The organism is Nocardia rhamnosiphila NBRC 108938, from assembly GCF_000720425.1.
Taxonomy (GTDB): Bacteria; Actinomycetota; Actinomycetes; order Mycobacteriales; family Mycobacteriaceae; genus Nocardia; species Nocardia rhamnosiphila.
In genome coordinates, this window is record NZ_JOAJ01000007.1 from 1 (window position 1) to 13,926 (window position 13,926).

The following is a 13,926-nucleotide window of genomic DNA, read 5'->3' on the forward strand; positions in this document are numbered from 1 at the left end:
TCGACCGCGGCCAGATCGGTGATGCGCCGCGGGCCGGTCCGGTCCAGGGTGGCCAGGGTGGCGGCGGACGTCAAGCTCATGTCCCGAGGCAGGCGTCTCGCGGCCGTGGTGGCCAGGCCGTAGAGGGCTGCGCTGATGGCGGCGGACGGGCCGGGAGCGGTTTCTTGACGACTCACGCTCAAAGCATAGCATTTTTATATTCATTTCTTATGGAAATGCAGGTCGGTGGAGAGCGTACTCGCTACCGCCCGTGCCGCTCACCGTCGAGGAGGCGACGGCCTGTGTCGCAGCTCTGGGGCTGATGGATCGCTCGCCGCTTGCCCCGCACGCCCGAACCGCACTCGACAAGCTCCGCGCCGCGCTGGCCGAACCGGATCGGAGATGCCCCGCTTCCTATCCGAAGACCCAACCGCTTCGAAGGCCGGGTCGACCGGTATGACACACGCCGCTCCCGCAACCGCGAACCCTGGCCCGACATCCCGAAGGCGAACTACGCAGCACATACGACGCCCGCGAAACCTCATCACCTCGGTAGCGCCTGCACGATCCGTGTAATGCGCGCCCCCGCGTCACACACCTTCTCGATCTTCGCGGCCAATGCGTCGCCCTCGAACTCCTCGGCCCGGCCGCCCACACTGATGGACGCGACCACCGAGCCATCGCGTCCCAGGATCGGTGCCGCCACCGCCGCGACCCCGGGCAGATAGTCCGCGTTGCTCACCGAATAACCGGCGTCCCTGATCGCGTCGAGGTGTGCGACGAGCCGGTCCACATCGGTGATTGTCCGCTCGGTGATCGCCGGAAGGTCGGCGCTGATCCACCTGTCCCGCAATACTTCCGAGTACGCGAGCATGACGACCGGTCCCGCCGCGGCGTGATAGGGCATCACGGATCCGATATTGATGCCGGCGACGACGAGCGAGTTGCGGCCCTCGAGCAGGTCGATGCACACCGCGCCCTGTTCGGCGGGAACCATCAGATAGGCCGTGTTGCCGAAGGTGGTCGCCAGATCGGACATGAAAGGTTTTGCCGCGGAACGGATATCGAGTTTCGACAGTGCCGCGGAGCCGATTTCGAATACCGGCATCGCTATGCGGTAGGCGCCTTCTTCCGTGCGATCCACCCACCGCGCCTGGATCAGTGTGGCCATCAGGCGGAACACCGTCGTCTTGTTCATCCCGCTCGCCACGGTGAGGTCGTTCAGCGTCCAGGCGGGACGGTCCGCGCTGAAGTGACCGAGCAGCGTGCACGCCTTGAGGACGGCGCCCACGACATCGCGACCCCCCGGCGCCTCGGACTCTACGGGCACAGCCACTGATACTCACTCGCTTCCACGGGTCGGGCGATCGATCTCGCCACCATACGAACACATCCCTCGCTCGGGGTTGACTTTGTGACCTGAGCCACCTTACCGTCTCATATCGAGATACGAAACGCATTCCGCATTGCGAAACGGAGAGTGGACTGGTGCGCAGCCCGACCTTGAAAGACCTCACGTCGAACGGACTCGTCTACGCCCCCGGCGTATGGGACGGCCTGACCGCCCGCCTCGCCGAACAGGCCGGGTTCAGCGCCCTGTGCGCCTCGGGCTTCGCCGTCTCGGCCGCGCTCGGCCTCCCCGACGCCGAGCTCTACACCCAGACCGAGAACCTCCAGGCAATCCGCACGATCCGGGAGTCCTCCAAGCTGCCGCTGGTCGCCGATATCGACACCGGCTACGGCAATGCCGTCAATGCCGCGCGCACCGCGACGAAGTTCGCCGACGCGGGCGTCGGCGGGATGTTCATGGAGGACCAGGTCTCCCCCAAGTCCTGCCCCATCTGTGTGGGCGACCCCGTCGACCTGGTCACCGTCGCCGAGGCCACCGGCAAGATCCGCGCCGTCCGCGACTCCATCCCCGACGACGTCCTGCTGATCGCCCGCACCGACGCCCGCGGCGACGACGCCATCCGCCGCGCCCAGGCCTACGTCGAGGCCGGCGCCGACATGATCATGCCGGTGACCAAGACCTTCGAAACCGTCGAACAGTGGCAGCGCTGCCACGAGGAGGTCGGCGTCCCGCTCATGGCCACCCTCACCGCCTCGACCTGGACCGAACGCGATTTCACCCCCGAAATCCTGGATCAGATCGGCGTCCGGCTCGCCCTGCTGCCCACCCAGGTGCTGATGGCGGTGGCCGGGGCGGCCCGCGAGACACTGAAGCGGCTGGCCGCGGGCGAGGCCCCCGCCCAGGTCAGCGCCGACGCGCTCCAGCACCACGAGTTCGTCGAAATGATCGGCTTCCCCGAGGTCGAGGCCATGCAGAACAAGTACCTACCCGCGAAGGAGCAGTGACCGCCGTGGGTTACACGATGACGGAGAAGATCCTGGGCCGCGCCTCGGATCAGGACACGGTCCGCGCCGGCGAGAACCACGCCGTGCACCCCGCGCGCATGATCGCCTACGACTTCCCCGGCTACACCGATGTGATGTTCCGGCAGATGCGCGAGGACTTCGGAATCACCGAGCTCGCGGACCCGAGCCGCTACATCGTCTTCATCGACCACATGCTCACCAAGCGCAACGACAAGGAAACCGAGGTCCACCAGGTCACCCGCGACTGGTGCGAGTTCTACGGCATCGAGCTGCACGAGGGCCGCGGTATCGGCCACCAGCTCACCGCCGAACTGGGCCTCGCGATCCCCGGCGAATTCCTCGTCCATTTCGACGGCCATATCAGCGGTATCGGCGCGTTCGGCGCCCTCGGCTGGGGAATCCGCCGCGACCTCATCGAAGCCTGGGTCACCGGGCAGGTCTTCGTCGATATCCCCGCCACCACCCGCTTCGACCTCGTCGGCGAATTCCCGCCCGGCGTCGACAGCCGCGACCTCGTGCACACCATCATCGATATGGTCGGCGCCGACGGTTGCGCCCATCAGGTGATGGAATTCGGCGGCCCCGGCGCCCGCTCGATGACCATCGACCACCGCCAGGGCCTGTGTGGCATGGCCATGTTCACCGGCGCGGTCTCCGCTCTCTTCGAACCCGACGAGACGTCCCTCGCCTACGCGAAGAATGTCGCCCGCCGTGACTTCGACCCGGTGTATCCCGACCCCGACGCCACCTACGCGGCCCGCCACACCATCGACCTGTCCACCCTGACTCCCCGGGTGGTGCTCCCCGGCTCGGCTCGGGCCGTCAACACCAAAACCGCCCAGGAACTCGCCGGCACCCCGATCACCAAGGCCTTCATCGGCTCGTGCGCCAGCGGCCGCATCGAAGACCTACGCGCCGCAGCCCTCGTCCTCGACGGTCGCAAAGTCGCCCCCGGCGTCGAACTCAATGTCGTCCCCACCTCACAGAAGGTGTACGAGCAGGCCGAGCGCGAAGGCATCCTCGACGTGCTCCGCGCCGCAGGTGCGCATATCAATATATCGAGCTGCGATTTCTGCTTCGGCTACCAGAAACCCCTGCAAGCGGGCGAGAACTGCATCTCCACCGGCGTCCTGAACATCTCCGGCCGCATGGGCAGCCCCGACGCCAACATCTACATGGGCTCCCCCTACACCGTCGCCGCCAGCGCCCTGGCCGGCACGATTCAGGAGTCGGTCCAGTGAGCGCCTATCCCCCGCCCCCGGACATCATCGAAGGCAAGGTCGCCTGGATCTTCGGCGACGATTTCGATATCGACCTCGTCGTCGGCGTCTCCAATATCAAGTCCTACGACCCCGACCACCTGCGCTCGGTGTGTATGCAGGCCTACGACCCCACCTTCACCGACCGTGTCCGCCCCGGCGATATCATCGTCGGCGGCCGTAACTTCGGCTACGGTCACCCGCACTATCCACCGATGGTCGCCCTCCGCAATGCGGGTATCGCGGCCATCGTCGCGGAATCCTTCTCGCCCGGCTTCTGGCGCGGCGAGACCTTCAACGGCATGCCGTTGATCACGATCCCCGGCGTCTCGACCGCAGTCCGGGTCGACGACGCCGTGGCCCTCGACTGGCGCACCGCCACCCTGCGCCGGCCCGAGGGAACCGACCTGGTCGGAACCCCACCGAACCCACGGACCATTCAGGTCATCGAGGCCGGTGGTTCGTATGAACTCCTGCTCGCCGAGCACGCACGCCAAGGACAACCGCAATGACCAATGTCGATCATCGCGTCGAGAACCCTGACAGCCGGCCCGCCGGGCAGCTGCCGGTGACCGCACCGAAGAAGTCGAACTCCGTGGCCCGCCGCGCCGCCATCGCCGGCGGCGTCGGCACCCTCATCGAGTACTACGACTTCGCGGTCTACGGCTTCCTCGCCGTCACCATCGCCCCCCTGTTCTTCCCGTCCGACAATTCCGGCGTGTCGATCCTGTCGACCCTCGCCGTCTTCGGCGTCGCCTACGTCGCCCGCCCCCTCGGCGGTATCTTCTTCGGCCGCCTCGGCGACCGCCGCGGCCGCCGCCATTCCCTGGTGATCACCGTGGTCAGCATGGGTATCGCCTGCGGCATCCTCGGCCTGCTCCCCACCCACTCGACCGTCGGCGTCCTCGCCCCCGTCCTGTTGGTCCTCGTCCGCCTCGCCCAGGGCTTCTCCGCCGGCGGCGAAGTCGGCGGCGCCGCGACCTATATCGCCGAATCCGCCCCGCCCCGCAAACGCGGCTTCTTCGGCTCCTTCACCCCCGTCGGCTCCACCCTCGGCTTCGCCGTAGCCGCGGCCGTCGTGGGCGTGGTCGCCCTGATCACCACCGACGAGCAGATGGAATCGTGGGGCTGGCGCATCCCGTTCCTGCTCGCCCTCCCCCTCGCCTACGTCTGCCTCCGCGTCCGGATGAAGCTCGAGGACACCCCCGAATTCGAGGAGATGGCCGAGAAGCAGCAGGTCACCAAGAGCCCGCTGCTGGACACGGTCACCAAGAACCCGTGGTCGGTCCTCCGCGTCGTCGGTGTCGCCATCGCGATGAACGGCTCCGGCTACATCGGCCTGACCTACTTCAGCGTCTACCTGATCAAAGATCTCGGCTTCTCCAAGGACGCCGTCTACTGGACCTCGGCCATCGCCATCGCCCTGGCCTGCGCCACCTTCCCGCTCAGCGGCATGCTCACCGACAGGTTCGGCCGTAAACCGGTACTCGTCGGCGGATACCTCGCCTACGTCGTGATCGCACTTCCGGCGTTCATGATCATGGGGGCGACCGAGAGCATTCTTGTCATCGGCATCGTCTACTTCCTCTACATGGTGCTCAACGGGGTTGTGCAGGTTCCGGCGTTCCCGCTGTTCACCGAACTCTTCCCGCGGACGGTTCGCTACACCGGAGTCTCGCTGGGCTTCAATATCGGCACCATCGCCGCCGGCGGTACCGCCCCCTATGTCGCCGCCCAGCTGGTCGAATCGACCGGCAATGCGATGTCACCCGCCTACTGGGTGATGGGCGTCTGCGCTATCGGCCTCCTCACCGTCGCCACCATCCGCGAAACCAGCCGCAAGGAACTTCCGGCATGACCACCGGAAACACCGGAACAACCCCGTCCGCCGCATTCGATGAGGGTGCGGCGGGCGGGGTTGCCCCGCACCAGGAAGCACCCGAACCCCGCCCCCGCTTCGACACACTCGTCGAGGCATGGAACGACCGGGTGCAGCACGACCCCGACGCCCCGGCCCTCGTGTACTTCGACACCACGCTCTCCGTGCGCCAGGCCGACGACCTCGCCACCGCACTCGCGGCCGCACTGGCCGACCGCGGCGTGGGGCACGGGGAGCGGGTGGGCATCCACCTGCAGAACATTCCGCAATACGCGCTGGTCCTGCTCGCACTGTGGAAACTCGGCGCGATCGCGCTGCTGCTCAACCCCATGTATCGGGGGCGGGAATTCCGCGAACTGGTCGCCGATGCCGAACCGGTCGGGATCATCACCACCGACCACGATGTGTCGCAGGTCCGCGAGGACGTCGCCGACACCACGGTCCGGTGGGTGCTCGGTACCGCGGAGGCGGAACTGCAATGCCGCCACGATCGCCGGGTCATCGGCACCGAGTCGGCACCCTCGGCACCCGGCGACCCCGACCTGCTCGGTTTGGCGCACAGGTACGTCGGCAGGCGACCACCGCAGGTTCAGGTACGCGGCGAGGACCTGGCGTTCCTCGCCTACACCTCCGGCACAACCGGCCCGCCGAAGGGCGCGATGAACTCGCACGCCAACGTCCTCGCGGTGACCACCAGCTTCGCCCGAATGGCCGGCATCACGCCCGGCGACGTCGTTTACGCTCTCGCCCCGCTGTTCCATATCACCGGGGCGGTCGTCATCGGTGCGCTCGCACTGACCGAGCAGACGTCGCTGGTTTTCACCGGGCGGTTCAATACCGATGTCGCCCTCGACGCACTTCGCGAGCACGGGGTCACCTACACGATCGGTTCCATCACCGCCTTCAACGCGATGATGAACTCCGAATACGCCTCGGCCGAACACTTCTCGAGCATCAAGACGCTGTTCAGCGGGGGTGCGCCGGTTCCACCGAGTACGGTCGCCCGATTCCGGGAACGGTTCGGGCATTACATCCACAACGCCTACGGCATGACCGAGACATCGTCGGCGGTTACGGCGGTACCGCCGGGGACGAGCGCACCGGTCGATCCGGACAGCGGGACCCTATCCATCGGGCTACCTCTGCCGGGTGTGAACATCGCGGTGGTCGACCCCGAAGGCCACCCCCTCCCGCCCGGCACCCAAGGCGAACTCGTCGTCACCGGACCACAGGTCGTCCGCGGATATTGGCGCAAGCCAGAAGAATCCGAGGCCGCGCTGCCGGAAGGCCGCCTCCGAACCGGCGACAGCGCGATCGTGGACGGACAGGGCTGGGTTTACCTTGTCGACCGGATCAAAGACCAGATCAACGTCTCCGGGTACAAAGTCTGGCCGCGCGAGGTCGAGGATGTTCTTTATGAACACCCGGCCGTACTCGAAGCTGCGGTGGTGGGCGTCGCCGACGAATATCGAGGCGAGTCGGTAGCCGCCTACGTCTCCTTGAAGGACGGCCACACTGCCGGCGCCGACGAACTGATCTCGTTCGCCCGGGAACGCCTCGCGCCCTACAAGCGGCCCAGGACCGTGGGAATACTCGCCGACCTACCCAAAACACAAACCGGGAAGATCCGCCGACGAGCGCTGCGCGAGCAGCAGGATGGCGTCCGCACAAGACAATGAGTTCCAGCCGGTCGATGACGACGGCATGACCTGCGTACTCGAACAGCAGCACGAGCGGCTCGACCGCACCGAATGTGTACACATTCGGGTACACTTTTAGGCATGTTGATCGAGACGTGGTCAGTAAGGGAAGCCCGCGAGCGGCTGCCTCGGATGCTCGACCGATTCCGCCACGGCGACCGGACACCGATCGGGGTGGGTTCACGCCGCAAGACCGAGGCCGTGATGATCCCCGTCGAGGTTTTCGAGGAGCTGACCGCCGAGCGGACTCGCGCCGCCGCGGAGGCCAGAGCGTCGGTCCGTGCCGAAGGCCTGACTCCCACTCCTGAAGCCGACGACATCACGGCCCGGTGGTCGCGGGGAGAGATAAGCACCGAGCAGATGCGGCAGATGGTTCGCGAACTGCACGGCGCCACGTGACCCTCGACCCTTATCTCGATCCCGGATCAGGTGTACTGAGAAACCGCCTCGGCATCACCGACGAAGAAAAGCTACGCCGCGCCGAGGCCGACCTCACCTACGCAGCGCTGGCCGACCTGCGAATCCGCATACTACCGGGCAGTTACGATCTACGACACCTGTGCGCATTCCACCTCGACATCTTCGGCGATATCTATCCCTGGGCAGGAGAAATCCGAACCATCGGCATCGCACGCACAGAACCGTTCTGCCTGCCGTCCCATATCGAATCCTATGCCGCACAGGCGTTCGGACAGCTTGCGGCCGAGAATTTTCTCCGCGGAACACGCCGACAAGCGTTCGTCGACCGCCTCACCTATTTCCTGGCCGAAGTCAACGCGATCCACCCGTTTCGTGAAGGAAACGGCCGCGCCCAGCGTGCGTTCTTCGGCCAGCTCGCGCGCCAGGCCGGCTACCCGATCGATTGGTCTCTTCTGGATCAAATAGAGAACAGCACAGCCTCGAGGTCCTCGCTGCTCGGCGACCACAGGCCGCTGCGCGACCTACTCGACCGGCTGGTCCAGCCGGAGTAGCCCGATACGCATCCAGCACTTCTGCCGCGTCGACCTCCACAGTGATGATCTCGTCGTCGAGTAGCTCGATGAGGCGGGACCTCACTTCAGGGAGATGTGCATTCTTACCCAGCTCGGCTATCGCATCCAGCCGGACGCCGATATCCGTTTCTCTGGAACGAGTTAGCGCACCTGCGATGGCCGCGTCGGGGCTCTTCGGGAATCTTTCGGGGAGTGCTGTTTCCGCAGGTGGCTCAGGCAGCAGGGCGCACCGCAAGGCGGGTCGCCTTGATAACGCTTTGCGCCATGAGCAGGTTGCCACCCGCGCCGATTACCACCCCGATACCAAAAGGCGCGGCCCGTCCGAGCACGAGCACTCCTTGACGTGTGCCGTAGCGGGTGACGAAATTGTGGCCGAGTACCCGGTTCACCGAGCGGATTGTGTTCGTAGGGACCGAGTTCGCCAGGAGCTTACCCAGGTGAGAACCCGTCCGTCCGGCCGCCTTACCGAAAATCGTCGAGCCGCTGCCCCCGGCGAGCACTGTCAATACGATCGCCTTCTGGTGCTCGAGGTCTGCGATATCGAAGCCGTACACCCGCACAGCAGACAGCACATGGGCTGCTGCGGCAGTCATGAACCAGGAGAAGTCCCCGCCTGTCATCGCCAGCGCTGCAGCGGTTCCGGCCCCTGGTACCGCGGCCGCACCGCCCGTGGCCGCGCCAGTCGCGGTTACCGAGGACATAAATGTGGTCTCGAGCCTTTTCAGTAGCTGTTCATTTGTGTCTTCTGGATGGCGTCGACGCAATCGCTCGACCCGTGAATCGACCAGTTTTCCGGCGGCGACCAGTGCCTTGTCGAACAATGCCATTGTGTTCGATGACTTCTTCGAGTCGGTGCCGGCATCGGCGGAACCCCCATTGTTCTCCGGTTCTTCGTCCTGGAACGCCTCGGTCACCACCGTTATATCTCCCCTACTCGGCCAATACAGAGCATCCCACGTTGCAGCGCAGGTGGCGACCGACTGGAGGAAGGCCGCGATGTTTCCTGCTCGCACGCGATACCGACTGCGCAGTGCGAATCTGCAATCCCGTCCGGCATCATTCCCGTTCCACAGCGCAGGTGCGATCGGTTCGATCGCCTTGCAGGCGGCGTGGTGGTCTCCAGCTTTCGCCTCGAGAAACAGGCGCGTCCGATCACAGCGGCAGAGCCCGAATCAGCACGTCGAATGTGGGCGCACCCTCCCAATCAGGACGCTGAACGCCGACCCGGTACCAGCCCCAATGCCTATACCGCACATAAGCGCGCTCGTTGCGAGGATCCACCAGCAGCGTCGCCCGCTGCTCCCGTCGGGCGCCGAGCAGCTCGTCGTGCAGTGCCCGCGCATAGCCTCGGCCGGTGTGCTCAGGAACCACCATGATCTCCGAGAGCCCGAACGTCCGGGTCCCGTCCTCACGGGTGAACTGCGGATCGTCTTCATCGAGCCGCAAACTGTCCCACTTCGCGGTTTTCGCGCCGAGTGGCCACCCCCACGCCTGACCGATCGGCTGCCCATCCACGTACAGCACCACCAGGTCGAAGCCCGGCGCACGCAGGTATGCGTCGAATCGGTTCATCGACGCCTCCAACGACTCGAACGGGTCACCGGAGGTGATAGCCTCCGCATAGGCACGTGCGTAGACCTCCTGGACCGTGTTGCGGATTTCGTGGGCGCCGATGTGGTCGAAGCGTCGGATCTCACTCAACTGAATGACCTTTCGTGGCCTTGAGCGCGTCGAACCGCAACCGGAACTCCTCGCCCTCGGAAACGGTGTCCGCCGCTTGCCGTACCGGTTCCAGCACCTTGAATGCGCGGGGCGACGCCAGCCACTCTTCCAGCGTCCCGAGCACCGGTGCGCCCGCTTCGATCGCTGCCCGCCTATCACCGGTACGGGCGAGCGCCGCTGCCTTCCAGGCTGCCCTGTGCACAGCGTTGCCCGCGCTCGCCGGTTCGCCCGCGATGACCTCGAACAAGCCGAGCGCCCGCTCGTGCCGCCCGCTATCGGTGCAGGCCCGCGCCTCGTGGAACCGGATCTCGGAGTGGCTGACGAACCGAAGCCATGGAGCACACTGGTCATCCGGCTCATGACTTATCGCATTGTCCATCTCACGCCAGGCCCCCGACATAGAACGCTGGACGCTTTTCCAGTCACCAGCCGTTCCGTGTGCAGCGGCCTCGCGTGCGGCGATCAGTGCGTGTATCCGTCCCGCCGGCCGCCGCCGCACCAGGCTTCCGGCGCGCCGGGTGAGCGCGAGTGCATACGACGGGGATGCTCGGCCGACACGCGCCAGCGTTGTGGTCTGCAGGGCAGCGTTCAGGCATGCATGAACGGTCAGATCGTCGTCCTCCGCCGTGAACGCCAATGAGAGCGCATCGGAGTAACAGCGCCACGCCAGCTCGGTGCGCTCCGCATCGTAAGCGAGCCAGCCGGTTTGAACAGCAAGCTCGCCTACTGCGGACATCCATGCTCGGCCAGTCGCATCGTCGAAAACACAGTTGTGCACCAGTCCCTGACTACACTCCAATGCATTAACTGCAGTGGGTAGGAGCCCTGCACCACCAACACTCTGTTGGGCGGCCTCCAGCTCGGCCGTGAATGCGTTGAGCCGGTCCACATCCGCCATACCGATCCGGGACGGATTCCGCTGCGGCAACGTCGCGACCGTAAGCGCGGCAGCTTTGCCGAATTCGCGGCGGTTCAAGTCGGCCTCATCCTCTACGCCTCCAGACGGCGAGTGTCGCTGTGCTGCGCCCCGCGGGGCGGATACGGCGAGAGCAAAACGACGCATCTGCTCCGGGCTCAGCTTGGCGAGCCAACTATCGAGGTCGGCGGCACGTTGCCCGCGCACCGGCCGCGATTCGGTGGCACGTTCCCATTTTCGCACGGTGGCGACAGACCACCCGATCTGTTCTGCGAACTGCTCCTGCGTCATCCGTAGGGCGGCGTCACGCAGCGCCCGTACCTCAACTCTTGTCCAAACCTCCACGATCATCAGCACCCCCTGTTCGTGCATACCTAGCGGAAGGGTAGCGGTTCTCTATCACTGCTGTCCCTGGGATGGCGATCGCCGGTCGATGACGCTTAATCCGGCCCCGGCGCCGGGTCGAACCGCCTGTTGGACAGCACATTACGTCGCCGCTGACTGCGGGATTCCCCGTCGCCGGGTGCATGCCATGACACCCGGCCAGGAGGCACTGTGCGCGATCGACCACCTCTGCCCAAGCGACCGGCACGGAACCGAGCGATGGAAGCGACCATCCGGCTGTGGCGCGACCACTACTGCACCGACCCGGTGGTATTGGAGCGGGTAGCGACCAAACTCCGATCCACCCTCGATGCCCCGAGACCGGCCGCCGACACCGACTTCACGCCATGAGCCATTCGATTGCCCTCGGCTGGATCGACTACGACATCAGCCACGACCCCGAACACGATCGCGACCGGATACAGCGCCTCGCCCACAAACTCGGATACCACCTCATATGGCCCAGCGAACGGTCGGTACTAGGAGTGGTCGACCAGGTACGCAACGCCGGGGCCGACCTGGTGATCCTGCCGGCACCCGACCACCTCGGCCCGATCGAACTCAACGCGGTAATGGACCTCGCCGACGTGGAGACCGTGGTGCCGCGGCTCAGCTTCGCACGTTGGTCGTCCGTGCAGGCGAAACCATGATCGATCTCGTAGCGGCCGGTTACGTGATCGCGGTCGGGCTACCGCTGCTGGTGATCGCGGCGACGATCTGGTGGCCCTGATGATCGGCATACCGAACCGTCCCGGCAGCTCCGTCGAATGCCTACCGGGTGCGAGGTCGGCCCCACTACCGTCAAGGATGTGAGCGATACCCAGTGGACGATCCTCGGTGAGCGCTTGGTCGACGAGAACCGGCACATCCGGTTGTCGACAGCGGACATCCGTCTTCCGGATGGGATGGAGTTCACCCAGTACGTCGCCCGCATGCCGCGATGCGCGCATGCTCCTCAACCCCCGAGTCCTACGCCCGGTTGCCGATCGACCCGTCGCAGACGAGTCCGTTTCCGGTCGCTCGTGTGGCGGTGAGGAGCCTGGATCCCCAGTCCTTCATGAGGTCGGTGGCTTCGGGTGGTCCGTGCACGATGAACGGTGCTCCGATCGAGACGAGGCAGAAGGCCGCCCAGTCCAGGGAGTCGGCGGCGATATGGACCTCGCACGATCCGGGGTCGAGGGCGGCGACGGTGCCGTAGTGGACGATTTCGGCTCTGACGCGTTCGGCGGAAGCCTGGACGGTGGCGTGCACCCGGTACCTCGACGGCATCGACCCGATCCGGTCGCGGACATATTCCACCGGATCGCCGCCGGGCGGGCGGCGCGGTGCGAATCGTGCGCCGGTGCGGCGTGGTCGCGCGATCCGGTCGATTCGGAAAGTGCGCCAGTCGGTGCGATCGAGATCCCAGGCCACCAGGTAGAGGCGGCTTTCGACATTGACGATCTGATGCGGTTGGACCGTACGATGCGAAGTGACCGCGTCGCTGCCGCGGTAGGAGAACGAGACGGTATCGGCGTCCCGGCAGGCCAGCGCGAGGGTGGTCAACGCGGTGACATCGTCGATCTCGGCTCGGTGGTATCCATCACCGGTGGGGGTCGCGACGATCCGCAGACTGTCGATCCGGCGACGGATACGAATGGGCAGGACCTGGACGATCTTGGCCATGGCGCTCATGGCGGCTTCGGCCGAGGCGGGATGGTTCCCGGTCGCGATCTCCTTCAGCCCCAGTACCGTCGCCGCGGCCTCCTCCTCGCCCAGGACCAGTGGCGGCAGGCAGGCACCCGCACTGAGCTGGTAGCCGCCGCCGGTGCCGCGGGTCGTTTCGATCGGATAGCCGATCTCCTGGAGGCCGAGCACATCGCGCCGGACGGTCCGCTCGCTGACGTCGAGCCGCCGCGCGAGTTCGGCACCGGACCAGTGGCGACGGCTCTGCAGCAGACCGAGAAGCGCGAGAGTGCGAGTGCTGGTGGACACACCCCGAGGCTAGGCGCCCTTGTGGCCATATCCTGTCCGCAACTGCGGAGAATCTGGGGGCACCAACCGAAAGGAGACAATATGTCCACCATTCCCGCCGTCCCCCCGGCGCCCGCCGGTTCCGCAACGGTCGACCCCTTCATCTGGACCGACGACGCGGCAGGTCTGCTCGACTTCCTGGTCGATGTGTTCGGGGCGATCGAGGTCGCCGAGGCGCGGACAGCCGATACCGACGGCCTGATTCTGCATTCCGAGCTGCGGATAGGTGATTCGACGCTGACGATCGCCGACCGTAAACCGGACTGGCCGTATATGCCGTCCTTTGTCCGCGTCTACGTCGACGATCCGGCCGCCACGCTGAAACGAGCCGCCGCGCGTGGTGCGCGGATCGTCACCGAGCCGACGGATTTCTGGGGCGACGTACTGTCCCGCTTCGCCGACCCGTTCGGCCACCTGTGGTGGGTGTACAAGCACAATCCGGGTAACGCGTCCTGGGATGAAGGATCGGCGGACGAAACCGGCGGAGGCGACTGGGGGCAGGCCGATTCCGCCGAGACCGGTGCGGGCGAGCAGTCCTGGGAGTCGTTCGCGACACCGGAGCTGACCGCCGTTCACTCCTCGCTCATGGAAGCGATGGCCTCGCTGCGGGATCCGCGCACCCGCTGACCCGTCGGCTATGCCCTGCGGCCTCGTATGCGCCGCAGGGCATTCGGCATCCGAATCTTCGGGACAAGGACTTCCGGGC

15 protein-coding genes are annotated in these 13,926 nt (G+C 65.9%); 10 read left to right on the top strand and 5 right to left on the bottom strand.

What is annotated here, in order from left to right:
* Positions 1–523: 523 nt before the first annotated feature.
* Positions 524–1,309, bottom strand: coding sequence for an IclR family transcriptional regulator (locus tag IG75_RS0122285; RefSeq protein WP_245713290.1), 786 nt, complete (start codon positions 1,307–1,309; stop codon positions 524–526).
* 158 nt (positions 1,310–1,467) lie between these two features.
* Here IG75_RS0122285 and IG75_RS0122290 point away from each other — a divergent pair, with 158 nt between their 5' ends.
* The 7 genes from IG75_RS0122290 to IG75_RS0122325 all read left to right on the top strand — a co-directional run bounded on the left by IG75_RS0122290 (position 1,468) and on the right by IG75_RS0122325 (position 8,164).
* Entirely contained in the window at positions 1,468–2,334 is an 867-nt protein-coding gene (locus IG75_RS0122290; protein WP_030523650.1) for an isocitrate lyase/PEP mutase family protein, read from the top strand.
* Between the two features lie 17 nt (positions 2,335–2,351).
* Complete coding sequence (locus IG75_RS0122295) at positions 2,352–3,596, top strand: 3-isopropylmalate dehydratase large subunit (protein ID WP_030523649.1); 1,245 nt, start codon at positions 2,352–2,354, stop codon at positions 3,594–3,596.
* Positions 3,593–4,126: a 3-isopropylmalate dehydratase small subunit gene (locus tag IG75_RS0122300; RefSeq protein ID WP_030523648.1), complete on the top strand. Its 534-nt coding sequence runs from the start codon at positions 3,593–3,595 to the stop codon at positions 4,124–4,126. Before IG75_RS0122295 ends, IG75_RS0122300 begins: the two co-directional genes overlap by 4 nt.
* Positions 4,123–5,472: an MFS transporter gene (locus IG75_RS0122305; RefSeq protein WP_030523647.1), complete on the top strand. Its 1,350-nt coding sequence runs from the start codon at positions 4,123–4,125 to the stop codon at positions 5,470–5,472. The genes IG75_RS0122300 and IG75_RS0122305 overlap by 4 nt, the downstream gene beginning before the upstream one ends.
* Entirely contained in the window at positions 5,469–7,172 is a 1,704-nt protein-coding gene (locus IG75_RS0122310) for a class I adenylate-forming enzyme family protein (protein WP_081877093.1), read from the top strand. The genes IG75_RS0122305 and IG75_RS0122310 overlap by 4 nt, the downstream gene beginning before the upstream one ends.
* Positions 7,173–7,274: 102 nt before the next feature.
* Positions 7,275–7,592, top strand: a complete 318-nt coding sequence (locus IG75_RS0122320) for an antitoxin VbhA family protein (RefSeq protein ID WP_030523645.1) — start codon at positions 7,275–7,277, stop codon at positions 7,590–7,592.
* On the top strand, positions 7,589–8,164 hold the full coding sequence (locus IG75_RS0122325; RefSeq protein ID WP_030523644.1) for a Fic/DOC family protein: 576 nt from the start codon (positions 7,589–7,591) through the stop codon (positions 8,162–8,164). Before IG75_RS0122320 ends, IG75_RS0122325 begins: the two co-directional genes overlap by 4 nt.
* 233 nt (positions 8,165–8,397) lie before the next feature.
* Here IG75_RS0122325 and IG75_RS0122330 read toward each other — a convergent pair whose 3' ends face one another.
* From IG75_RS0122330 to IG75_RS40365, 3 genes are all read right to left on the bottom strand, one after another.
* Positions 8,398–9,099: a hypothetical protein gene (locus IG75_RS0122330; protein ID WP_245713289.1), complete on the bottom strand. Its 702-nt coding sequence runs from the start codon at positions 9,097–9,099 to the stop codon at positions 8,398–8,400.
* Positions 9,100–9,337: 238 nt separating this feature from the next.
* Complete coding sequence (locus IG75_RS40360; protein WP_030523642.1) at positions 9,338–9,886, bottom strand: GNAT family N-acetyltransferase; 549 nt, start codon at positions 9,884–9,886, stop codon at positions 9,338–9,340.
* A complete protein-coding gene (locus tag IG75_RS40365; protein WP_030523641.1) occupies positions 9,879–11,195 on the bottom strand; it encodes a helix-turn-helix domain-containing protein in 1,317 nt (438 codons plus the stop codon). Before IG75_RS40365 ends, IG75_RS40360 begins: the two co-directional genes overlap by 8 nt.
* A gap of 231 nt (positions 11,196–11,426) precedes the next feature.
* Between IG75_RS40365 and IG75_RS40635 the strand changes: the two genes are divergently transcribed.
* Together IG75_RS40635 and IG75_RS0122350 are read left to right on the top strand one after the other, a co-directional pair.
* Positions 11,427–11,558 carry a hypothetical protein gene (locus IG75_RS40635; RefSeq protein WP_281181624.1) on the top strand — a complete coding sequence of 44 codons (132 nt, stop codon included), beginning with the start codon at positions 11,427–11,429 and terminating at the stop codon, positions 11,556–11,558.
* The gene (locus tag IG75_RS0122350; RefSeq protein WP_030523640.1) at positions 11,555–11,857 is read left to right on the top strand and encodes a hypothetical protein; all 303 of its coding nucleotides are present in this window, start codon (positions 11,555–11,557) and stop codon (positions 11,855–11,857) included. Before IG75_RS40635 ends, IG75_RS0122350 begins: the two co-directional genes overlap by 4 nt.
* Positions 11,858–12,176: 319 nt before the next feature.
* Here IG75_RS0122350 and IG75_RS0122360 read toward each other — a convergent pair whose 3' ends face one another.
* Positions 12,177–13,181 (bottom strand): helix-turn-helix transcriptional regulator, encoded by a 1,005-nt coding sequence (locus IG75_RS0122360; RefSeq protein ID WP_063834188.1) that lies wholly within the window; start codon positions 13,179–13,181, stop codon positions 12,177–12,179.
* A gap of 81 nt (positions 13,182–13,262) precedes the next feature.
* Between IG75_RS0122360 and IG75_RS0122365 the strand changes: the two genes are divergently transcribed.
* Positions 13,263–13,847 carry a VOC family protein gene (locus IG75_RS0122365; RefSeq protein ID WP_030523638.1) on the top strand — a complete coding sequence of 195 codons (585 nt, stop codon included), beginning with the start codon at positions 13,263–13,265 and terminating at the stop codon, positions 13,845–13,847.
* Positions 13,848–13,926: the final 79 nt, after the last annotated feature.

Coding starts and splice junctions, on each gene's coding strand:
- IG75_RS0122320 (WP_030523645.1), top strand. CDS start 7,275: ATGTTGATCGAGACGTGGTCAGTAAGGGAAGCCCGCGAGCGGCTGCCT.
- IG75_RS0122365 (WP_030523638.1), top strand. CDS start 13,263: ATGTCCACCATTCCCGCCGTCCCCCCGGCGCCCGCCGGTTCCGCAACG.
- IG75_RS0122350 (WP_030523640.1), top strand. CDS start 11,555: ATGAGCCATTCGATTGCCCTCGGCTGGATCGACTACGACATCAGCCAC.
- IG75_RS0122295 (WP_030523649.1), top strand. CDS start 2,352: ATGACGGAGAAGATCCTGGGCCGCGCCTCGGATCAGGACACGGTCCGC.
- IG75_RS0122310 (WP_081877093.1), top strand. CDS start 5,469: ATGACCACCGGAAACACCGGAACAACCCCGTCCGCCGCATTCGATGAG.
- IG75_RS40635 (WP_281181624.1), top strand. CDS start 11,427: ATGGAAGCGACCATCCGGCTGTGGCGCGACCACTACTGCACCGACCCG.
- IG75_RS40365 (WP_030523641.1), bottom strand. CDS start 11,195: ATGCACGAACAGGGGGTGCTGATGATCGTGGAGGTTTGGACAAGAGTT.
- IG75_RS0122305 (WP_030523647.1), top strand. CDS start 4,123: ATGACCAATGTCGATCATCGCGTCGAGAACCCTGACAGCCGGCCCGCC.